At 62.5% G+C, this 20,249-nt stretch carries 16 protein-coding genes; 12 read left to right on the plus strand and 4 right to left on the minus strand.

From position 1 onward, the window contains the following. Window positions 1-10: 10 nt before the first annotated feature. The 12 genes from araD1 (at window position 11) to O3299_RS20730 (ending at window position 15,427) form a co-directional block, all read left to right on the plus strand. A complete protein-coding gene (araD1, locus tag O3299_RS20675; protein ID WP_305063098.1) occupies window positions 11-1,003 on the plus strand; it encodes an AraD1 family protein in 993 nt (330 codons plus the stop codon). Then, window positions 1,000-2,577 (plus strand): aldehyde dehydrogenase (NADP(+)), encoded by a 1,578-nt coding sequence (locus O3299_RS20680; RefSeq protein ID WP_305063099.1) that lies wholly within the window; start codon window positions 1,000-1,002, stop codon window positions 2,575-2,577. Before araD1 ends, O3299_RS20680 begins: the two co-directional genes overlap by 4 nt. Before the next feature lie 86 nt (window positions 2,578-2,663). After that, window positions 2,664-3,431: an SDR family NAD(P)-dependent oxidoreductase gene (locus O3299_RS20685; RefSeq protein WP_099665858.1), complete on the plus strand. Its 768-nt coding sequence runs from the start codon at window positions 2,664-2,666 to the stop codon at window positions 3,429-3,431. Between the two features lie 223 nt (window positions 3,432-3,654). Further along, window positions 3,655-5,205 carry an alpha-N-arabinofuranosidase gene (locus tag O3299_RS20690; RefSeq protein WP_305053753.1) on the plus strand — a complete coding sequence of 517 codons (1,551 nt, stop codon included), beginning with the start codon at window positions 3,655-3,657 and terminating at the stop codon, window positions 5,203-5,205. Window positions 5,206-5,273: 68 nt separating this feature from the next. Then, window positions 5,274-6,308, plus strand: a complete 1,035-nt coding sequence (locus O3299_RS20695; protein ID WP_305053754.1) for an arabinan endo-1,5-alpha-L-arabinosidase — start codon at window positions 5,274-5,276, stop codon at window positions 6,306-6,308. A 9-nt stretch (window positions 6,309-6,317) separates the two neighbouring features. Further along, window positions 6,318-8,675 carry a beta-L-arabinofuranosidase domain-containing protein gene (locus O3299_RS20700; protein ID WP_305063100.1) on the plus strand — a complete coding sequence of 786 codons (2,358 nt, stop codon included), beginning with the start codon at window positions 6,318-6,320 and terminating at the stop codon, window positions 8,673-8,675. A gap of 162 nt (window positions 8,676-8,837) precedes the next feature. Then, window positions 8,838-9,812, plus strand: a complete 975-nt coding sequence (locus O3299_RS20705) for an ABC transporter substrate-binding protein (protein WP_077398584.1) — start codon at window positions 8,838-8,840, stop codon at window positions 9,810-9,812. A gap of 9 nt (window positions 9,813-9,821) precedes the next feature. Then, window positions 9,822-11,363 (plus strand): sugar ABC transporter ATP-binding protein, encoded by a 1,542-nt coding sequence (locus O3299_RS20710; protein WP_305063101.1) that lies wholly within the window; start codon window positions 9,822-9,824, stop codon window positions 11,361-11,363. 47 nt (window positions 11,364-11,410) lie between these two features. Then, window positions 11,411-12,442, plus strand: a complete 1,032-nt coding sequence (locus O3299_RS20715; RefSeq protein ID WP_289906101.1) for an ABC transporter permease — start codon at window positions 11,411-11,413, stop codon at window positions 12,440-12,442. Next, the gene (gene yjfF, locus O3299_RS20720; RefSeq protein ID WP_070279994.1) at window positions 12,439-13,413 is read left to right on the plus strand and encodes a galactofuranose ABC transporter, permease protein YjfF; all 975 of its coding nucleotides are present in this window, start codon (window positions 12,439-12,441) and stop codon (window positions 13,411-13,413) included. Before O3299_RS20715 ends, yjfF begins: the two co-directional genes overlap by 4 nt. A gap of 4 nt (window positions 13,414-13,417) precedes the next feature. After that, window positions 13,418-14,392, plus strand: a complete 975-nt coding sequence (locus O3299_RS20725) for a glycoside hydrolase family 43 protein (protein WP_151092107.1) — start codon at window positions 13,418-13,420, stop codon at window positions 14,390-14,392. Window positions 14,393-14,485: 93 nt separating this feature from the next. After that, a complete protein-coding gene (locus O3299_RS20730; RefSeq protein WP_034752932.1) occupies window positions 14,486-15,427 on the plus strand; it encodes a LysR family transcriptional regulator in 942 nt (313 codons plus the stop codon). A gap of 211 nt (window positions 15,428-15,638) precedes the next feature. Here O3299_RS20730 and O3299_RS20735 read toward each other — a convergent pair whose 3' ends face one another. The 4 genes from O3299_RS20735 to O3299_RS20750 all read right to left on the minus strand — a co-directional run bounded on the left by O3299_RS20735 (window position 15,639) and on the right by O3299_RS20750 (window position 20,144). Next, window positions 15,639-16,904 (minus strand): DUF6445 family protein, encoded by a 1,266-nt coding sequence (locus tag O3299_RS20735; RefSeq protein ID WP_305053757.1) that lies wholly within the window; start codon window positions 16,902-16,904, stop codon window positions 15,639-15,641. A gap of 46 nt (window positions 16,905-16,950) precedes the next feature. Continuing rightward, the gene (locus O3299_RS20740; protein WP_305063102.1) at window positions 16,951-17,682 is read right to left on the minus strand and encodes a hypothetical protein; all 732 of its coding nucleotides are present in this window, start codon (window positions 17,680-17,682) and stop codon (window positions 16,951-16,953) included. Window positions 17,683-17,857: 175 nt separating this feature from the next. Beyond that, the gene (locus O3299_RS20745; protein WP_305063103.1) at window positions 17,858-18,682 is read right to left on the minus strand and encodes a hypothetical protein; all 825 of its coding nucleotides are present in this window, start codon (window positions 18,680-18,682) and stop codon (window positions 17,858-17,860) included. A gap of 85 nt (window positions 18,683-18,767) precedes the next feature. Continuing rightward, on the minus strand, window positions 18,768-20,144 hold the full coding sequence (locus O3299_RS20750) for a caspase family protein (RefSeq protein ID WP_305063104.1): 1,377 nt from the start codon (window positions 20,142-20,144) through the stop codon (window positions 18,768-18,770). Between the last annotated feature and the right edge of the window lie 105 nt (window positions 20,145-20,249).

Genomic DNA, 20,249 nt, shown 5'->3' on the forward strand with positions numbered 1-20,249 from the left:
GGAGAATTCCATGCTGTTGCTGCAATTTACGAATGAACATGGCGGCCGCCTGGTCGGCCTGCTGCAGGATGACCAGATTCGCGTCATCGAAGGTTACAACACGACGTATGCGCTGGCGCAAGACGCCATCCGCAAGCGTATCAATCTGGCGGAATTGGTCAATGCTACCGTCGGCAACACCACGCATTCCTATGCGGACGTGGCCGCCGGCGGCCATGTGCTGCCGCCGCTCGATCACGCGGACGAGGCGCACTGCTACGTGACGGGCACGGGCCTGACCCACCTGGGCAGCGCCGGCGCGCGCGACGCCATGCACAAGAAGATCGGCGGCGACGCCGAGTCTTTGAGCGACTCCATGAAAATGTTCCGCCTGGGCATGGAAGGCGGCAAGCCGGCTGACGGCACGGCCGGCGCCCAGCCCGAGTGGTTCTATAAAGGCGACGGCTCCATCGTGCGCGCGGGCGGCCAGCCGCTGCGCATGCCGGACTTTGCCCTGGACGGTGGCGAAGAGCCGGAAATCGCCGGCCTGTACGTGATCGGCGACGACGGCCAGCCCTACCGGGTCGGCTACGCCATCGGCAATGAATTCTCGGACCACGTGACGGAGCGCCAGAACTATCTGTACCTGGCCCACTCGAAGCTGCGCGCCTGCAGCGTGGGCCCCGCCCTGCTGGTGGGCGAATTGCCCGCGCACATCGCCGGTACTTCGCGCGTGCTGGACGCGGCGGGCAATGTGCGCTGGGAAAAGGCCTTCGTCAGCGGCGAAGAGAATATGTCGCACACGATTGCCAACCTGGAACACCATCACTTCAAGTATCCGCTGTTCAAGCGCCCCGGTGACGTGCACGTGCATTTCTTTGGCACGGCCACCCTGAGCTTTGCCGATGGCGTCAGCGTGGCGCCGGGCGAAACCTTTGAAATCGAAGCGCCGGCCTTTGGCCCTGCCTTGCGCAACCGCCTCGACGTCTTCCCAACCGAATTTGCGAAAGTGAGCACATTATGAGTTTCCATATCACCGGTGAAGCCTTGATCGGCGGCGTGGCCGTCAAGGGCAATGGCGGTTCCTTCGAAGCGTGGGACCCGGCCGCGCGCGCCCACATCGCGCCCGCCTTCCACATGGTTGACGTAGCGCAAATCGACGAAGCGTGCCGTCTGGCGCAAGCCGCGTTCGACCCGTTCCGCGCCACCACGGATGTGGAACGCGCCGACTTTTTAGACACCATCGCCGCGCAAATTCTGGACCTGGGCGACGACCTGATCGTGCGCGCCATGACGGAAAGCGGCTTGCCGCGCGCGCGCCTGGAAGGCGAACGCGGCCGCACGGTGGGCCAGTTGAAACTGTTCGCCGGCTTGCTGCGCGAGGGGTCCTGGACGGATGCGCGCATCGACAGCCCGCTGCCGGACCGCGTGCCGCCCCGTCCTGACTTGCGCTTGCGCATGATCGGCCTGGGTCCCGTTGCCGTGTTTGCGGCCAGTAACTTCCCGCTGGCCTTTTCCGTGGCCGGCGGCGACACGGCCTCGGCCCTGGCGGCCGGCTGCCCCGTCGTCCTGAAAGCCCATTCGGCCCATCCGGGCACGTCGGAACTGGTGGCGCGCGCCATCGTCAAGGCGATTGCCATCTGCAAGCTGCCGGCCGGCGTATTTGCCTTGCTGACGGGCACGGGCAATGGCATCGGCCAGGCGTTGGTCGCCCATCCGGCCATCCAGGCCGTCGGTTTCACGGGCTCGCGTTCGGGCGGCATCGCCCTGATGAAGGTGGCGGCCGAGCGTCCGCAACCGATTCCTGTCTACGCGGAGATGAGCAGCATCAACCCCGTGTTTGTGCTGCCGCAAGCCTTGGCCGCCCGTGGCGCGGCGATCGCCGGCGGTTTTGCCGCCTCGCTGACGATGGGCGTGGGCCAGTTCTGCACCAATCCCGGCCTCGTGCTGGGCCTGGAAGGCGCCGACTTTACGGCCTTTGCCGCCGCTGCCGCTGAAGCGCTGGCGCCCGCGCCGGCCGCCACCATGTTGACGGCCGGCATCGCCAGCAGCTATGCCAAGGGCGTCGCCGCCCTGGCGCAGCACGCGGACGTGACGCCGCTGGTGCAGAATACGGGAGAAGAGGGCAAGGGCGCCGCCGCCCTGTTCGTCACGTCGGGCGAGGCTTTCCTGGCCAAACACGACTTGCGCGACGAAGTCTTCGGCCCCGCCTCGCTGCTGGTGGCTTGCCGCGACATGGAACAATTGCTGGCGATTACGGAAAGCCTGGAAGGCCAGCTGACGGCCACCCTGCAGATGGATGCGGGCGACCTGGCGGACGCGCGCCGCCTGCTGCCCGTGCTGGAACGCCGCGTGGGCCGCATCCTGGCCAACGGTTTCCCGACGGGCGTGGAAGTGTCGACGGCCATGGTGCACGGCGGCCCGTTCCCGGCCACGTCGGACGGCCGCAGCACCTCCGTCGGCACGGCGGCCATCAACCGCTTCCTGCGCCCTGTGTCGTACCAGAACCTGCTGCAGGACTTGCTGCCGGAGTCGCTGCGCGACGATAATCCGCTGGGGATCTGGCGCCGCAAGGATGGCGTTCTCGGCAAGGAGTAAAAAGCTGCTGCGCGGCGGGGCCGAAGGCCTTGCCGCGCCAGCTTGCGTTGTACGTTGTACATAAAAAATAAACAGGTGGAGACAAGATGAAGCAATTGGCGAAATATGGCAGCTTGCAGGGCAAGCGCGTGTTCATCACGGGTGGCGGCAGCGGCATCGGCGAATCCCTGGTGGCGGAATTTGCCGCCCAGGGCGCCGTGGTGGCGTTTGTCGATATCGCTGTGGAAGCGAGCGAGGCCCTGTGCCGCCGCCTGGCTGAAGCGGGCTGGACGGCACCCGTGTTCCGCCATTGCGACATCACGGATATTGCCTCTCTGCAAGCCGTCATGGCCGAACTGGCCGATCAATTGGGCGATTTCGATATCCTCGTCAACAATGCCGCCAACGACCAGCGCCACCAGGCGCAGGATGTCACCCTGGAATACTGGAACGAGCGTATTGCGATCAATCAACGTCCCATGTTCTTTACGTGCCAGGCCGTCTTCGAGGGCATGAAGCGCAAGGGCGGCGGTTCCATCATCAACGTCAGCTCGATTTCGTGGCACATGAAGTCGGGCGGCTACCCCGTGTATGCCACCACCAAGGCGGCCGTCGTGGGCCTCACGCGGGGCCTGGCGCGCGATTACGGCGCGCACAATATCCGCGTCAACACGGTGACGCCCGGCTGGGTCATGACGCAGCGCCAGATCGACCTGTGGGTCGACGAGGCAGCGGAAGTGGAAATCAAGAAAAGCCAATGCTTGCCAAGCAAGCTGATGCCACAGGACATCGCCGCCATGGTGCTGTTCCTTGCCTCCGATGACGGCGCGATGTGCTCGAGTCAAGAGTTCATCGTCGACGCCGGCTGGGTCTGACAAAACGTCCAGGGCGTTGTTGCAGGGTCTTGCCGTACTAGCGTACTGTCTGCGACCCTGCGCCTAGCCCTGGGCGTTTTGTCGGCCGCGGGTTTGCCCCCAGCCATCCCCCTCCTTTGAAATACCGCTCTTGCCGCCCCAACCCCGCGGCAGGAGAGGCATCGCCACATCCATTGCCGGGTCGATCCCGGCCCTTGCTTTTCACTTAAAAACAGGAGACAGCATGAAATGTATCAACACCAGCATCGTGGCCTTCAGCCTGGCCATGGCCGTCGGCGGCGCTTTTGCCGCGCCCGTCAGCGTCACCATCGATGCGGCCAAGCCTGGTTCCGTGATCAATAAAAACATCTACGGCCAGTTCGCCGAACACTTGGGCACGGGCATTTACGAAGGCATGTGGGTGGGGCCGGAATCGTCCATTCCGAATACCAAAGGCTGGCGCAACGACGTGCTGGGCGCGCTGAAGCAGTTGCACGTGCCCCTGGTGCGCTGGCCGGGCGGCTGCTTTGCCGATGAATACCACTGGAAGGATGGCATCGGCGCGCGCGCCCAGCGTCCGACCAAGGTCAATACCAACTGGGGCGGCGTGGAAGAATCGAACGCCGTCGGCACGCATGAATTCTTCGATCTGGCTGAGTTGCTGGGCGCACAGACCTATATCAACGGCAACCTCGGTTCCGGTACGCCGCAGGAAATGTCCGAATGGCTGGAATACATGACGTCGGACAGCAAGTCCACCCTGGCCGAACTGCGCCGCAAGAATGGCCGCGCCCAGCCGTATAAAGTCGATTACTTTGGCATCGGCAACGAAGCCTGGGGTTGCGGCGGCAATATGCGCCCGCAGTACTACGCCGACCTGTACAAGCACTATCACACCTTCATGAAGACGCCGGAAAGCGCGCGCCCGAAATTCATCGCCAGCGGCGGCAATGACGACGACATCAGCTGGTCCAGCACCCTGAGCCGCGAAATCAAGCCGAACATGATGGACGCCATCAGTTTCCACTACTACACGGTGCCGACCGGCGTGTGGGAAAAGAAGGGCGCGGCCACGGGCTTTGGCGAAAATGAGTGGATTTCCACCTTGAGCCGCACCCTGCGCATCGATAGCTTGATCAAGAACAATCTCGCCGCCATCGACAAGAACGATCCCTCGAAAAAGACGGGCTTGTACGTCGATGAATGGGGCACCTGGTACGACGTCGAGCCGGGCACCAACACGGGTTTCCTGTTCCAGCAAAACAGCTTGCGCGATGCACTCGTCGCCGCCTTGAATTTCAACATTTTCCACGCCCATGCGGACCGGGTGCGCATGACGAATATCGCGCAAATGGTCAATGTGCTGCAAGCGATGATCATCACGGACAAGGATAAATATTTCCTCACGCCCACGTATCACGCGTTTGAAATGTACGTGCCGTTCCAGGATGCCACATCGTTACCGGTCGCCATCAATGGCAATGGCAAGTACAGCCTGGGCAAGGTCAGTATTCCGGAAGTGAGCGCCTCGGCCGCGCGCGCCAAGGATGGCAAGGTGTACTTGTCCTTGGTCAACACGAATCCGCACAAGGCCGTCGACGTGAGCGTGGCGCTGGCGGGGCAAAAAGTGACCGCCGTGACTGGCCGCGTGCTGACCGCAGGCAAGATGGATGCCGTCAACAGCTTTGCGCAACCGCAAGCCGTGCAGCCCGTGGCGTTTAATGCCAAGGCGCAAGGCGGCAAGCTGACCGTGTCGGTGCCCGCCAAGGCCGTCGTCGTGGTGGCGGTCGACTAGCCTGCCACCCCTTGTCATTCATCAAGCCGGCCCGCATGATGGGCCGGCTGACCATTTTGGAGAAGACGATGCACATGTTGACGCGCGGCGCGGCCGCCATCCTGAGCACCCTGGCGATCATGGCTGCCGCGCACGCGGCCCAGGTCAGCGTGCACGACCCCGTGATGGCCAAGGAAGGCGACACGTATTATTTGTACAGCACGGGGCCCGGCATCACCTTTTACAGCTCGAAGAATATGCTCGACTGGCAGCCGGAAGGGCGCGTGTTTGCCGGCCAGCCGACCTGGGCCAGGACGGCCGCGCCATCGTTTGACGACCATATCTGGGCGCCCGACGTGCAATTTCATGACGGAAAATATTACCTGTACTACTCGGTGTCCGGCTTCGGCAAGAACACGTCGGGCATCGGCGTGACCGTCAACACCACCTTGAATCCCCGTTCGCCCGACTACCGCTGGGTGGACCAGGGCATGCTGCTGCAATCCGTGCCCGAGCGCGACGAGTGGAACGCCATCGACTCGAACATCATCACCGATGCCAAGGGCACGCCATGGATGTCGTTCGGCTCGTTCTGGAATGGCATCAAGCTGGTAAAACTGACGCCCGACTGGACCCGTATTGCGGAACCGCAAGAGTGGCATTCCCTGGCGCGACGCGTGCCCTTGCCGCCAAGGGCCGGCGAATTCAAGCCCGCACCGGAGGAAATCGAAGCGCCGTTCATCTTCCAGCGCGGCAGCGATTATTTTCTCTTTGTTTCCTGGGGCTTGTGCTGCCAGAAGGAAAAAAGCACGTATCACCTGGCCGTGGGCCGCTCGACCAGCGTGACGGGCCCTTACCTGGACAGGGATGGCCGCGACATGGCGCAGGGCGGCGGCACGGTGCTGCTGAAAGGCGACAAGGACTGGAAGGGCCTGGGCCACAACAGCGCCTACACGTTTGACGGCAAGGATTACCTGGTGCTGCACGCATATGAAACGGCGGACAATTACTTGCAGAAGCTCAAGATCCTGCCCATGACGTGGGACAAGGACGGCTGGCCGCAAGTCGATCCCCGCGACTTGAACCGCTATCGCAGCCGCGAATTGCCGGCCGCCAAACCCTAAGGACGCGCCATGCAAAAGACCTTGTTGACGCTGGCGCTGGCCGCCGGCGGCCTGGCCACGCCTGTCCTGCAGGCAGCGGAACTGTTTCCCCTCTCGTCCGTGCGCCTGGGGACGGGACCGTTCCTCGATGCGCAGACGACGGACTTGCACTACCTGCTGGCCTTCGAGCCGGACAAATTGCTGGCGCCGTTCCGCCGCGAGGCGGGCTTGCCGCAGGTGCAGCCCAGCTATGGCAACTGGGAGTCGACGGGCCTGGATGGCCACCTGGGCGGGCATTATCTGTCCGCGCTGGCGCTGATGGTGGCGTCCACGGGCGATGCGCAGGCGCGCGAACGCCTCGACTACATGCTGGCGGAGCTGAAGCAATGCCAGGACGCCAATGGCAACGGCTACCTGGGCGGCATTCCCGACGGCAACGCTGCCTGGCAAGCCATCGCCAAGGGAGACATGCAGGCCGACACCTTTTCCGTCAACGGGCGCTGGGTGCCGTGGTACAACCTGCACAAGGTGTTTGCCGGCTTGCGCGACGCGTATCAGCAGGCGGGCAGCGAGCAAGCAAAAACCATGCTGATCGCCTTGTCGGACTGGGCCGTGAAACTCTCGGCCTCGCTCACGGATGCACAGATGCAAGCGATGCTGCGTGCCGAGCACGGCGGCATGAATGAAGTGCTGGCCGACGTCTACGCCATGACGGGCGAGCAGCGCTACCTGGACCTGGCCGTGCGCTTTTCGCACCAGGCCATATTGCAACCGTTGGTGGCGCAACAGGACAAGCTGACGGGCTTGCATGCGAATACGCAAATCCCGAAGGTGATCGGCTTCGAGCGCATCGGCGCGCTGACGGGCCGGCGCGACTGGCAGCAGGCGGCGCAATTCTTTTGGCAAACCGTGCACGACAAGCGCACGGTGGCCATCGGCGGCAACAGCGTCAAGGAACATTTCCACGACGAGCACGACTTTTCCTCGATGGTGGAAGAGGTCGAAGGGCCGGAAACGTGCAATACCTACAATATGCTCAAGCTGACGGAACAGCTGTTCCAGCGCGACGAACAGGTGCGCTACGCGGATTACTACGAGCGCGCCCTGTACAACCACATTTTGTCGTCGCAGCGCCCCGGCACGGGCGGCTTTGTCTACTTTACGCCCATGCGCCCGAACCACTACCGCGTGTATTCGCAAGTGGACAAGGGCATGTGGTGCTGCGTGGGTTCCGGCATCGAAAGCCAGGCCAAGTATGGCGAGTTCATCTACGCGCATGAGGGTGACGCGCTGTACGTGAACCTGTTCATGGCGTCCACCCTGGACTGGAAAGAGCAGGGCGTCAGGATCGTCCAATCGACCCGGTTCCCCGACCGTGACACGACGCGCATCACGGTGCAAGGAAGTAAAACGTTCAGCCTGAAGATCCGCTACCCGCGGTGGGTAGCCAAGGGCAAGCTGCGCGTCAAACTCAACGGCAAGGCGCTGCGCGTGAATAGCGTGCCGGGCGAGTACGTGACGATCACGCGCGCGTGGAAGTCGGGCGACAGCGTCGATGTCGTGCTGCCGATGACGACGCGCCTGGAACAGATGCCGGACCAGTCGAATTACTATGCCGTGCTGCATGGTCCCATCGTGCTGGCCGCCAAGACGCAGCCGTTCGCCCATGAACAACTGAACTATTTTGCCGACGACACGCGCATGGGGCATATCGCCCAAGGGCAAGTGTGTCCGCTGGAATCGTCACCGCTGTTCGTCAGCGACGAGCAGGATTTCATGCGCAAAATCAAACCCGTGAAGGGCCAGCCGCTGACGTTTACGGCGCCCGGCTTGATCCAGGGCAAGGATGCGGCGAGTATAAAACTGATCCCGTTCTTCCGCCTGCATGACTCTCGCTACATGCTGTACTGGCCAGTATCCACGCCGGCCAGGCTGGCGCAGCTGCAGGAAAGCACGCGCCAGGCGGAATCCGAGCGCCTGGCGCTCGACGCGCTCACCATCGACCAGGTGGCGCCCGGGCAGCAGCAGCCGGAATCCGACCACAACTTCCAGGCCGAAGGGGGAGAAAACGGCGTCAACAAGGGCCGGCACTGGCGCCATGCGACGGGCTGGTTCAGCTATGAACTGAGCGACCCGCAAGCCGAAGCGAAAACCCTGCGCCTGACCCTGTCCACCCTCGATGCGGGCCGCGTATTTGACGTCTTGCTCAACGGCACGAAACTGCAAACGGTCACCGTGGCGGCCGATGCGCCGCAGGAACTGCACACGCTCGATATCGCCATTCCCCAGGCCCTGGTGGCGGCTGGCAACGGCAAACTCAGCGTGAAATTTGTCGCCGACAAGGATTCCGTGGCGGGCGGCCTGTACGGACTGCGCCTGTTGCGCTGAGGGAAGAAGGACCCGGCTCGTTCTACCGATACGCAAATCGGTATCGCAAGCGAAAAAGAATTGATTGGATGGCTATGTTGCTTTCTCCTACCATGGGTTCATAAAAAACCGCCCATCCGGCATCCGGCTGTGATGGTATTCCAAAAAAAACTGGAGACAAGAATGACATTGACACGCCGCACACTCCTCGCCAGCGCCATGCTGCTGGCCGCTTCTGCCACCACCTTGGCTACTTCTTCCGCTTTCGCCGCCAAGCCCCTCGTCATGGGCTTTTCGCAGGTGGGCGCCGAAAGCGAATGGCGCACCGCCAATACCGTCTCCATCAAGGATGCCGCCAAGAAAGATGGCGTCACCCTGAAATTTGCCGATGCCCAGCAAAAGCAGGAAAACCAGGTCAAGGCCCTGCGCTCGTTCATCGCGCAAAAAGTCGATGTGATCGCCTTCTCGCCGGTCGTTGAATCGGGCTGGGATACCGTCTTGCGCGAAGCCAAGGCCGCCAAGATTCCCGTCATCTTGACGGACCGCGCCGTCAACGTGGCCGACAAATCGCTGTACGTGACCTTCATCGGTTCCGACTTCGTGGAAGAGGGCCGCCGCGCGGGCCAATGGCTGCTCGAACACGCCAAGAAAACCCCGGATGCGACGCTGAACATCGTCGAACTGCAGGGCACGGTCGGTTCCGCGCCGGCCATCGACCGCAAGGCGGGCTTCCTGGAAGTGGTGGGCAAGAATCCGAAGATGAAGATCATCCGTTCGCAAACGGGCGACTTTACGCGCGCCAAGGGCAAGGAAGTGATGGAAGCGTTCCTCAAGGCCGAAGGCAAGAAGATCAACGTGCTGTACGCGCACAATGACGACATGGCCATCGGCGCCATCCAGGCCATCGAAGAAGCAGGCATGAAACCGGGCAAGGACATCATCATCATCTCCATCGATGGCGTCAAAGGCGCGTTCGAGGCCATGATCGCCGGCAAGCTGAACGTGACCGTCGAATGCAGCCCGCTGCTGGGTCCGCAACTGATGTCCATCGCCCGCGATGTGGTGGCCGGCAAGCCCGTGCCAGCGCGTATCACGACGGTGGAAGGCGTGTTCCCTGCCGAGGTGGCCGCCAAGGAATTCCCGAACCGTAAGTACTAAGCTTGCCGCATGATGAAGACGCAAGTGAAACACAATGCCGCGCCAGCTCCCTTGCTGGAGTTGCGCGGCATCAGCAAGTCCTTTCCCGGCGTCAAAGCCCTCAGCGACGTAGCCCTGCGCCTGTATCCGGGTGAAGTGCACACCTTGATGGGACAGAATGGTGCCGGGAAATCGACCCTGATCAAGGTGCTGACGGGCGTCTACACGCCCGACAGCGGCCAGATTTTGCTCGATGGCAAGCCCATTGCGCCCGCGTCCACCTCGGATGCCCAGGGACTGGGCATCAGCACCGTGTACCAGGAAATCAATCTGTGCCCGAACCTGTCGGTGGCGGAAAATATCTTTATCGGCCGCTATCCGCGCCGCTTTGGCGCTATCGACTGGCGTGGCATGCAGCAACAGGCGCGTGCCTTGCTGCAGCAATTGCAGATCGATATCGATGTCACGGCGCAACTGTCCAGCTTTCCGCTGGCCATCCAGCAAATGGTGGCCATTTCGCGCGCGCTGAACATTTCGGCCCGCGTGCTGATCCTCGATGAACCCACGTCCAGCCTGGACGAGGCGGAAGTCAATCTGCTGTTTTCCGTGCTGCGCCGCCTGCGCGAGCAGGGCATGGCGATTCTGTTCGTCACCCATTTCCTCGACCAGACGTATGCCATTTCCGACCGCATCACCGTCATGCGCAATGGCGAGCGCGAGGGAGAGTATGCGTGCAGCGAACTGTCGCGCCTGGCGCTGGTGAACAAGATGATCGGCGTGGCGGCCGACACCGTGGCGCAAGAGCTCGATCTGGCGCAAGACGCGGGCGCCGCCAGCTTTGGTCCCACCGTGCTCGAAGCGCAGGGACTGGGCCGCAAGGGCGCCTTGCTGCCCATGGATTTCCATATCCGCCAGGGTGAACTGCTGGGCCTGGCCGGCTTGCTCGGTTCGGGCCGCACGGAACTGGCGCGCCTGCTGTTTGGCGCCGACAAGGCCGATTCCGGCACGATCACGATGCAGGGCCAGCCACGCCACTTCAGCGTGCCGCGCGATGCGATTGCCCGGGACATCGGCTTTTGCTCGGAAGACCGCAAGCATGAGGGCGCGATTTTGTCGCTGTCCGTGCGCGAAAACATCATCCTGGCCTTGCAGGCCCGCACGGGCTTGCTGCGCGCCATCCCGTTCAAACGCCAGCAGGCGCTGGCCGACGAATATGTGAAGGCGCTGGGCATCAAGACGGCCAGCATCGAAACCCCCATCGGCAGCCTGTCGGGCGGCAATCAGCAGAAGGCCTTGCTGGCGCGCTGGCTGGTGACGTCGCCGGCCATGCTGATCCTCGATGAACCGACGCGCGGCATCGACGTGCGCGCCAAGCAGGAAATCATGAGCTATGTGGCCAAACTGTGCCGCAAGGGCATGGCCATCCTGTTCATCTCGTCCGAATTGCCGGAAGTGCTGCGCTGCAGCGACCGCATTCTCGTCATGCGCGACCGCAAGGCCTGCGGCGACTATGCGCGCGGCGAGCTCGACGATAGTTCCGTGCTGCAAGTGATCGCCGGAGACGCCACATGAGTTTATCCACGCCATCGAGCGCGCCGCTGGCGCGTCCGGCTTCCACTATGGGTACGTCCGCCTTGCATACTGTTTTACATCACCCCCTGAGCCGGCCGCTGGCCGCGCTGTGCTTGCTGCTGCTGGTCGATTTCTTTGCCATCCCCGGCTTTTTCCACTTGGAAATCCGTGACGGCCATTTGTACGGCAGCGTGATCGACATCGTCAACCGCGCGGCGCCCCTGATGCTGGCGGCGCTGGGCATGACCCTGGTCATTGCCACGCGCGGCATCGATATTTCCGTGGGCGCCGTTGTGGCCCTGTCCGGCACCGTGGCCGCCATGCTGATCGGCGGCACCATGGTGATGGACAACGGCGTGCCGACCTATGTAAGCAACATTCCCATGGGCTGGGCTCTGGCGGCCGCCCTGGGCGCGGCCCTGCTGTGCGGCGCCTGGAATGGCGTGCTGGTGGCGGGCCTGGGCTTGCAGCCCATCGTCGCCACCTTGATCCTGATGGTGGCGGGGCGCGGCCTGGCGCAATTGTTGACGGATGGACAGATCGTCACCGTCTACTATCAGCCCTTCTTCTTCATCGGCAGCGGTTATTTGTTCGGCTTGCCGTTCTCGCTGTTCCTCGTGGCGTTGGTGTTCCTCATCACGGCCGTGCTGATGCGGAAAACCGCCCTGGGCCTGTTCATCCAGGCCGTCGGCATCAACCCCGTCGCCGCGCGCCTGGCCGGCATCAAGACGGCGACCTTGATCTTCTTCGTGTACGTCTTTTGCGCCGCCTGCGCGGGCCTGTCGGGGCTGATGATCAGCTCGAACATCAAGAGCGCCGACGCGAACAACGCGGGCCTGATGCTGGAACTGGACGCCATCCTGGCCGTGACCCTGGGCGGTACGTCCCTGGCTGGCGGCAAGTTCAGCTTAGTCGGCAGCATGATCGGCGCGCTCATCATCCAGACCCTGACCTACACCATCTATTCGCTGGGCGTGCCGCCGGAAGTCAACATGGTCGTCAAGTCGGTCGTCGTCTTCCTCGTCTGCCTGTCGCAATCGTCGGAATTCAAGCAATTGCTGCATCGGAGAAAAGCATGAAGGGCTTGCTGCACACCCCGTATTTCACCTCGCTCGTCACGGTCTTGCTGCTGGTGGTGATGCTGGGCCTGGGCGGCGCCGCCTACCCGGGCCTGCTGTCGACGCAGGTCATTTTTAACTTATTGATCGATAACGCCTTTTTGCTCGTTATCGCCGTCGGCATGACCTTCGTCATCGTGTCCGGCGGCATCGATCTGTCCGTCGGTTCCGTGCTGGCCCTGTCGACCATGATTGCCGCCTGGCTGCTCAACGTGGCGCACTGGCCGCCGCTCCTGGTGATCGTCACCGTGCTGGCGCTGGGCACCGTATTTGGCGCCAGCATGGGCGCGCTGATCCATTATTTCAAATTGCAGCCGTTCATCGTCACCCTGGCCGGCATGTTTCTGGCGCGCGGGCTGTGCTACTTGATCAGCATCAACTCCATCACCATCGATGATCCGCTGTTCGTCGCCATGTCGCAGACGCAGTTGCAATTTCTCGGTGGTTTTGTCTCGCCGGGCGTGGTGATCGCCGTGGTCACTTTGCTGCTGGCCATCTGGCTGGCGCACGCCACGCCGTTCGGCCGCGCCGTGTATGCGATCGGCGGCAATGAACAATCGGCCTTGATGATGGGGCTGCCTGTCGGCCGCACCAAGGTGCTGATCTATGCCTTCAGCGGTTTTTGCGCCTCGCTCGGCGGCGTGCTGTTTTCGTTCTACATGCTGTCCGGCTATGGCTTGCATGCGCAAGGCACGGAACTGGACGCGATTGCCGCCGTTGTCATCGGCGGCACCCTGCTCAGCGGCGGCTACGGCTATGTGGCGGGTGCGCTGTCGGGCGTGCTCGTGCTGGGCACCATCCAGACCCTGATCGCCTTCGACGGCACGCTCAGCTCGTGGTGGACCAAGATCGTCATCGGCGGCCTGCTGTTTGTCTTTTGCGTCGTGCAAAGACTGATGGCCATGGGCCAGAAAAATACCAACGGGAGTTAATCTGATGTTCAAGCAACACACACTTGCCGCAGCCATCGGCATGGCGGCGGCGCTCGCCTGCGCCCCATTCGGCGTGCAGGCGGCCAACCCCATCGTGAAGAATATCTACACGGGCGACCCGGCCGCGCTGGTCGACAATGGCAGAGTGTACCTGTACGTCGGCCACGATGAAGCGAGCGCCACGGATACGGATTACCGCATGAACGAGTGGCGCGTGTATTCCTCGTGCGACATGGCGAACTGGACGGACCACGGCTCGCCCGTGCGTTACTCGACCTTCGCGTGGGCCGGCAAGGATGCCTGGGCCGGTGACATCGTCAAGCGCGGCAACAAATACTATTTTTATTCGACCGTCGACCACAAGACCATCGCCGGCAAGGCCATCGGCGTGGCCGTGTCCGACAGCCCGACCGGGCCGTTCGTCGATGCGCGCGGCAGCGCCCTGATCACGAACGACATGACGAAGCAGACGGCCATTCCCTGGGACGACATCGATCCGGCCGTCTTCATCGATACGGACGGCCAGGCCTACATCTACTGGGGCAACACGGTCTTGAAATACGCCAAGCTGAAAGCGAACATGACGGAGCTGGACGGCCCGATCCTGACCTTCGGCATGGATGCGTTTACGGAAGCGGCCTACATGCACAAGCATGCGGGCACCTACTACCTGTCGTACTCGCGCAACTTCCCCGAGGAAACGGCGTATTCGACAGGGCCGACGCCGACAGGTCCCTGGCATTTCCGCGGCACCATCATGGACAAGAATGCCGTCGTGAAAACCATTCACCAGGCCATCATCGAATTCAACGGCAAGTCCTACATCTTCTATCACAACGACAAGTTGCCCGGCGGCGGAGAATACCGGCGCTCCGTGGCAGTGGAAGAGCTGAAATACAAGCCCGACGGCACCATTGAATTCATCCAGCAGACGGCCGGTCCGGCCGCCAATCCCAGCGCCGCCTGCAAGGCATCCTGAACGCTCGTTGACTACGCACAAAAAGGAGACACACCGATATCTATAACATCGATATTGAGTTAGAACCGATATCGATCATGATATGATTTATTCATGGATACCCTCAACCCCAACTGGTTCTTGCGAGCCCGCCTGAAGACGCGGCAATTGCTGCTGTTGATCGCCCTTGACGAGCAGCGCAACATCCACCGCGCGGCGGAAGAATTGCACATGACGCAGCCGGCCGCGTCCAAGCAAATCAAGGACCTGGAAGAGATGCTGGACGTGCGCCTGTTCGACAGGTTGCCGCGCGGCATGGAGCCGACCATTTACGGCGAGACGATGATACGCCACGCGCGCATGGCCCTGACGAGCCTGTCGCTGGCGCATGACGACATCGTCGCCCTGAAGTCGGGCTTGACGGGCCAGGTGGAAGTGGGCGTCATCATGACGCCGGCCATGGCCTTGCTGCCGCGCGCGATCGCCCGCATCAAGCAGCAGGCGCCGCTGATGCGCATCGGCGTGCACCTGGAGCACAGCAATACCCTGATGGACATGCTGCAGCACGGCACCCTGGACTTCATGATCGGGCGCATCCTGGAAAAGGAAAGCAGCGCCGGCCTGATCTACGAGGAATTGACGGAAGAGCCGGCCAGCGCCGTGGCGCGCAATGGCCATCCGCTGCTGTCGCGCAAGAATCTGCAATTGAAAGACCTGGCGGGCCAGCCGTGGATCTTGCCGCCGCAAGGCAGCATCCTGCGCCACCGCTTCGACATGATGTTCCGCCGCGCGGGACAGGAGCCGCCTGTCGACGTGGTCGACACGACGGCTTTGTTGCTGATTACGTCCTTGCTGCAGCAAACGGACTCGCTGCACGTGATGCCGACGGAAGTGGCCCATTACTACGAATCGTTGAACGTGCTGAGCATTTTACCCATCGAGTTGCCGTGCAAGATGGATGCGTTCGGCATCATCCGCCAGCAGGATCATCTGTTGTCGCCGGGCGCGGACATGTTGTTGAAGGCAGTACGCGCCACGGCTGCAGACATGTATTGACGATCACCGAATAAAACGTCCATGGCGTTGTTGCCGTGCCTTGTCGTACATTCGTACTGCCTGCGGCACGGCGCCTAGCCCTGAACATTTTCTTCGGCGCCGTCACCAACTTCGGAAATTTTTTTACCGCCAATTAATCGGGCACTTCAAAAAAGACAGGTAGGTCGGATTAGCCCGCAGGGCGTAATCCGACAATACCCGCGCAGCATGCTTAATCGGGCACTTCAAAGAAAAACAGCTGCACCAGCCGGCCATTTTCAGGCGTGTCGCCAAACACATTGCTGATCGAGTGAAAGTAATGGCCCTTGTAGACGATCAGGCGGTTGTGGCGCATCGGTACTTCCAGCAGCGCTTGCCAACTGTCGCGCTGTTCTTGTAAGTCGTTGAATTTCTGTACTTTACTGTTCGGCAGCCAGCGTTTCTGGAAATCCTTGAAGCTGGCGTAGCCGCCCGCCTTGACGTCCGCTTCGGGCAGTCTCCGGTACCAGCCGCTGGGCTGGTGGCGCCAGAAGGTGGTGCCGCCCCGGCACTGCTCGGGCGGGTTCAGATACAGCACGCCCGCATAGAAATTGAAATTGTTGCCCGTCTCATTGTCCACGTGGATATCCGTGCGCGCCATGGCGTCCGCATAGCTGAGGCGGTACGAGCCATTGTCGGGCGAAATGAAACGGATGGGGCGGCCCAGGGCCGTGGCGATGCGCTCCATGATGGCTTGGCTGGGCTGGCCCGCCGTCTGGCTGCCCGGATAGTTTTGTCCCGCATAGCGCTGCTGCTCGAACGGCAACGCCAGCGCCTGCGCGCGCCAGGCGGCCGGGTCGGGCAGGAAATCGTCGAGGATGTGCAAGTCCGTTTCGCGGATAAAATCGTGCAGGGTGGCCGCGACATTGAGCGGCGTCAATGTTTCTGCCTGTTCCGCTTGCGGACTGGCAAAGCCGATGCAGCACGTTTGCGCCAGCGCCGGATGCAGCGCCAGGCCTTGCGCGTAGCGGGCCAGCGCCAGTTCCTGCTGTCCCGTGCGGTAATACAGCTCCGCCAGTCCCTGCAGGGTTTGCCAACGCTGCGGGCGCAGGGCGTGGGCCCGTTCCAGTTCGGCGATGGTTTCCAGCAAACGCTGTTTCCCCAACAGCAATTCGGCGTGGCTGATGGCGAAATCGTGCTCGTGCGGCGCCAGCCGCGCCGCCGTGGCGTAGCTGGCCAGCGCCGCTTCGCTGTCCGTGCCGCGCAGCACGTTGCCCAGGTTGTAGTGGAACAGGGCGTTGTCGGGCTGTTGCTTGAGCGACAGTTTTAACAGGCCCAGGCCGATGGCGCCCTGGCCCAATTCCAGCATGGCCAGGCCCTGGAAATGCTGCGCTTCGGCCAGGGCCGGGTCTTGCTTGTACGCGGCCTGGTAGGCATTGATCGCTTCGATCAGCTTGCCCGCCTGTTGCAGCCGTTGCCCGTTTGCCAGATGTTGTTCCGCCAGTGTCTGTTCGCCCATGTCGCTATCCCGATGCAATGTGGCGAACAGTGTAACCGAGGCCGTTCTACTGCGCCTGGTTGACGGGAATTTCTTCCCCATTCAATTTCACCGCCACCTTGACGATCTGCGCCTTGACCTGGTTGCTGGCCATGTCCGCTTCCTGGGCGTAGGCGTACACGACGATGGCGAAGTCCTTGTAGCCGCTGCGCGCCGCCTCGATCTTGCGGGCCGCATCCTGGTCCACCTTCAGCAGCGAATAGCCGTCGCCATTCGTGAACGCCAGCTTGTAGTCGCCATTGTCGTACATGTAGTAATACGTGCCCGCTTCGGCGAACTTGGCCGGGAAGGCGGCCTTGTCCATGGCGTACGGCGACAGCGCGCCCTGGCCATTGATCTGGTAGCGCAGGTAGCGCCGGGTTTTCGCCTCATTGACCTTGGCGTCGATCTGCGGTTTCAGGGCGTCGAGCACTTCCTGCTTGCGGAAGGCATCGTTGCTGCCCGCATATTCGCGCGAGATGCGCTGCGCCACGGCCGCATAGTCGGGCGGCACGCCGGACAGGGCGATGTAGCTGTACATCAACTGGTTGCCGCTGGTGATGTCGACATAGCTGGACGTCGGCGTGGCAGCGTCCGCTTGCGGCAGGCTGGCAGCCACCGCCTTTACTTGCGCCTTGGCGGCCAGGTCCGCGACATTCGCGGCGACGGGGGCAGAAGCGGCTGGTGTGGCGTTATCCGTCTTGCCGCAGGCGGACAGGAGCACGGCGATGGCGAGCAGGGCGGGGAAAGTGCGGTTCATGGTATTTCCTTCAAAATGAGTTAAACGGTAATGACGGGTTCAATTTTTAGAGTTATGAAAGTCACGGCAGCGCTGAAAACCGTAGCGAGCAAGCCCAATGCCGGGTTGAGTAGCGGAACCGTACTTTATGTACGGTGAGCAACGCCGACCCGGAAGTGGGCTGCGCAGTAGGTTTTCAGTGCTTGCCTCCTAAGCGTTTGTATTCGCCGACGCCGTAGGCGGCCAGGACGATGGAAGACGCCAGCACCAGGTAAAAGCCGATGCCGAACGAGAGCCCTTGCCACACCTGGCCCAGCATTTCGCTGGCCATCTGCTCGGCCATGCGGGCCGCGCGGCTGCCCATGATGCCGCCCATGGCGTTGCCCGCGTCGCTGACGGCGCCCTTGATCTTGATGAACAGCAAACTGCTGTGGATGACGATGAACAGCAGCGGCGCGCACTTGCCCAGCGCCGCTTTCGGGTGGTTGCTGGCCATGGTGGCGCAGCAGGCGGCAATGGCCAGCAGGAAGAAAAATTGCGCCGAAGTAAAACCGCCGCCGCCATCGCGGGCAAAGCTTTCCAGGCTGTCGGCGGACAGGCCCAGCAACTGCCAGTAAGTGCGCGACACGGAGGCGAACAAACGGATGCCGATGGTGTTGAAGACAAAGGCGCTGGCGATCAGCACGCCCAGGCTGGCCAGCACCTTGATGCCCAGGGCCGAGACGGCCTGACCCCACAGCTGCTGGCCCTTGTCGCGCGCCAGTTTCGCCGCGCCGGCCATCTCTTCCTGCGCCAGTTGCTGCGTCGCCACGGCGCTGACCGTGTCGAGGCCGCCTGACTCGTTGAAGCGCACGTCGACGACGGCGTTGATGGCGGGCGCCACGTCGGAGCGCCAGTGGGTAGCGACGTCGAAGGCATGTTGAATGCCGGCCACGCTGACGGAACCTTGTCCGCTGGTTTGGTAGGCGAGGATGCGGCCCCGTTGGCCGGTGGTGATTGCTGCTGGGCTGGATGCTTGCATGGGATTTCCCTGGTCACTGTCATGCTGTATTGCATGTACCCACGGATAACGGGGGCAGTTCAGGGAAATCCAAAATTATTTGAAATTATTTTTTGGGCGGCTGCATCAGGTCTTTGGCGGCGCCCTGGTAATCCTTCATCAAGCCCATGAAAGCGTCCTGCAAATGCCGGGCCGCATCCTGCGGCGGCGCGCCCGTGCGCCGCGCCAGGTCGAATTTATACGCATGGGCGGCCGTGTAGCCCGCCTGCGAGGCGGCGTCCAGCAGCGCGCCCGCCCGCTTCAGCGAGGCGGGGTCGCCCTTGACCATCAGCAATTCGGCCAGATAGGTCTGGGCAATCGGAAAATCCTTGGCGGCCGCCTTTTCCAGCCACTGCATGCCGATCTTCGGCTGTTTGATGCCCGCGTCGCCGCCGCCGATGCCATAGCCGAGGGCCGTCAGCGCCACCAGGTCGCCGCCCCGCGCGCGTTTCTCCAGTTGCTGGCGGGGAAACGGGCGGGCCGCGATCTGCATGCGGATTTCATAGTTGATGTCTTGCAATACGTTGCCTGGCCACACCTTGACGCCCGGTGCGGCCGGCTTTTCCATGGCTGGCGCTGGCGCGCGCATGCCGCTGTTGCCCGAGGCCAGCACGCCCGGTGTTGCCTGGCTGACACCCTTGCCGCTGCCCATGTTCAGCACCAGGCGCGCCGACGTTTCGCCGAACGAGACGCGGGGCTTTTGCACGTCGTGCGTCATGGCCGCGACGCGTGCCGCCACTTGCGAAAACACGTCGCCCATGGGCAAGCCCGGAGCGTCCAGCGCGTCGAGCAGGGCGCTCGTGTAGGGGCTGTTGCGCGAATCGGGCGACCAGAAATCGCGGGCCAGGGCGCCGGGACCGGCCGAATAGGCGATCACCACGCCCCGTGGCGCGGCCGTATCGGCAAAGCCGTGGCTGGCCGCATTGCCGCCGGGGACCACCACCGCACCGCCGCGCGTATATTCCTGGCGGCAAGCGTCGAGGATCAGCACGGCACCGCGCGCGCCCGTGCGCTGCAAGTCGCCCGCCAGGCTGGAAACGGACACGCCCTGCGCGGCGATGGCGGACGCACTCAGCGCATTCATGTTGGCGCCCAGCGGCAATACATAATTGGCTTCGCCCGCCTGCGCGCCGTGGCCCGCGTAAAACACGAGGGCGATATCGGCGCCGCGCGCCTGCGTGGAAAACTCGGCCGACGCCTTTTGCAGCTGCGCCGCATTGATGTCCGTGCGCAGCAGCACTTCAAAGCCCAGGCGGCGCAGGCGTTCGGCCATGGCGCGCGCGTCATTCACGGGATTTAACAGGGGCTGCGGATAGGCCGCGTTGCCGATCACCAGCGCGATGCGCTTGCCGGGACCGCTGGCGGCATTCCCCGTGGCCGCTTGCACGCCATTACCGCAGAGTAAAAAGATAAGGCTGAAAAACAGGGAAATCAGGCGATGCATCGGCGTCTCGGGAATTGTCGTGAAAGTAACAAAAGTTAGCGATTTTGACGGTGATATGAGAAAATTGCTTAAATGCATTTTACCTTACTGACAAGTTTCTCTTGT

Source organism: Janthinobacterium sp. SUN176 (assembly GCF_030587335.1).
GTDB lineage: Bacteria > Pseudomonadota > Gammaproteobacteria > Burkholderiales > Burkholderiaceae_D > Janthinobacterium > Janthinobacterium kumbetense.

What these genes read in the sequence shown, in the direction of transcription:
- O3299_RS20680 (WP_305063099.1), top strand. Translation starts at nt 1,000, where the DNA reads ATGAGTTTCCATATCACCGGTGAAGCCTTGATCGGCGGCGTGGCCGTC.
- O3299_RS20725 (WP_151092107.1), top strand. Translation starts at nt 13,418, where the DNA reads ATGTTCAAGCAACACACACTTGCCGCAGCCATCGGCATGGCGGCGGCG.
- O3299_RS20705 (WP_077398584.1), top strand. Translation starts at nt 8,838, where the DNA reads ATGACATTGACACGCCGCACACTCCTCGCCAGCGCCATGCTGCTGGCC.
- O3299_RS20735 (WP_305053757.1), bottom strand. Translation starts at nt 16,904, where the DNA reads ATGGGCGAACAGACACTGGCGGAACAACATCTGGCAAACGGGCAACGG.
- yjfF (WP_070279994.1), top strand. Translation starts at nt 12,439, where the DNA reads ATGAAGGGCTTGCTGCACACCCCGTATTTCACCTCGCTCGTCACGGTC.
- O3299_RS20710 (WP_305063101.1), top strand. Translation starts at nt 9,822, where the DNA reads ATGATGAAGACGCAAGTGAAACACAATGCCGCGCCAGCTCCCTTGCTG.
- O3299_RS20715 (WP_289906101.1), top strand. Translation starts at nt 11,411, where the DNA reads ATGGGTACGTCCGCCTTGCATACTGTTTTACATCACCCCCTGAGCCGG.
- O3299_RS20740 (WP_305063102.1), bottom strand. Translation starts at nt 17,682, where the DNA reads ATGAACCGCACTTTCCCCGCCCTGCTCGCCATCGCCGTGCTCCTGTCC.
- O3299_RS20685 (WP_099665858.1), top strand. Translation starts at nt 2,664, where the DNA reads ATGAAGCAATTGGCGAAATATGGCAGCTTGCAGGGCAAGCGCGTGTTC.
- O3299_RS20750 (WP_305063104.1), bottom strand. Translation starts at nt 20,144, where the DNA reads ATGCATCGCCTGATTTCCCTGTTTTTCAGCCTTATCTTTTTACTCTGC.
- O3299_RS20700 (WP_305063100.1), top strand. Translation starts at nt 6,318, where the DNA reads ATGCAAAAGACCTTGTTGACGCTGGCGCTGGCCGCCGGCGGCCTGGCC.
- O3299_RS20690 (WP_305053753.1), top strand. Translation starts at nt 3,655, where the DNA reads ATGAAATGTATCAACACCAGCATCGTGGCCTTCAGCCTGGCCATGGCC.
- O3299_RS20730 (WP_034752932.1), top strand. Translation starts at nt 14,486, where the DNA reads ATGGATACCCTCAACCCCAACTGGTTCTTGCGAGCCCGCCTGAAGACG.
- O3299_RS20695 (WP_305053754.1), top strand. Translation starts at nt 5,274, where the DNA reads ATGCACATGTTGACGCGCGGCGCGGCCGCCATCCTGAGCACCCTGGCG.
- O3299_RS20745 (WP_305063103.1), bottom strand. Translation starts at nt 18,682, where the DNA reads ATGCAAGCATCCAGCCCAGCAGCAATCACCACCGGCCAACGGGGCCGC.
- araD1 (WP_305063098.1), top strand. Translation starts at nt 11, where the DNA reads ATGCTGTTGCTGCAATTTACGAATGAACATGGCGGCCGCCTGGTCGGC.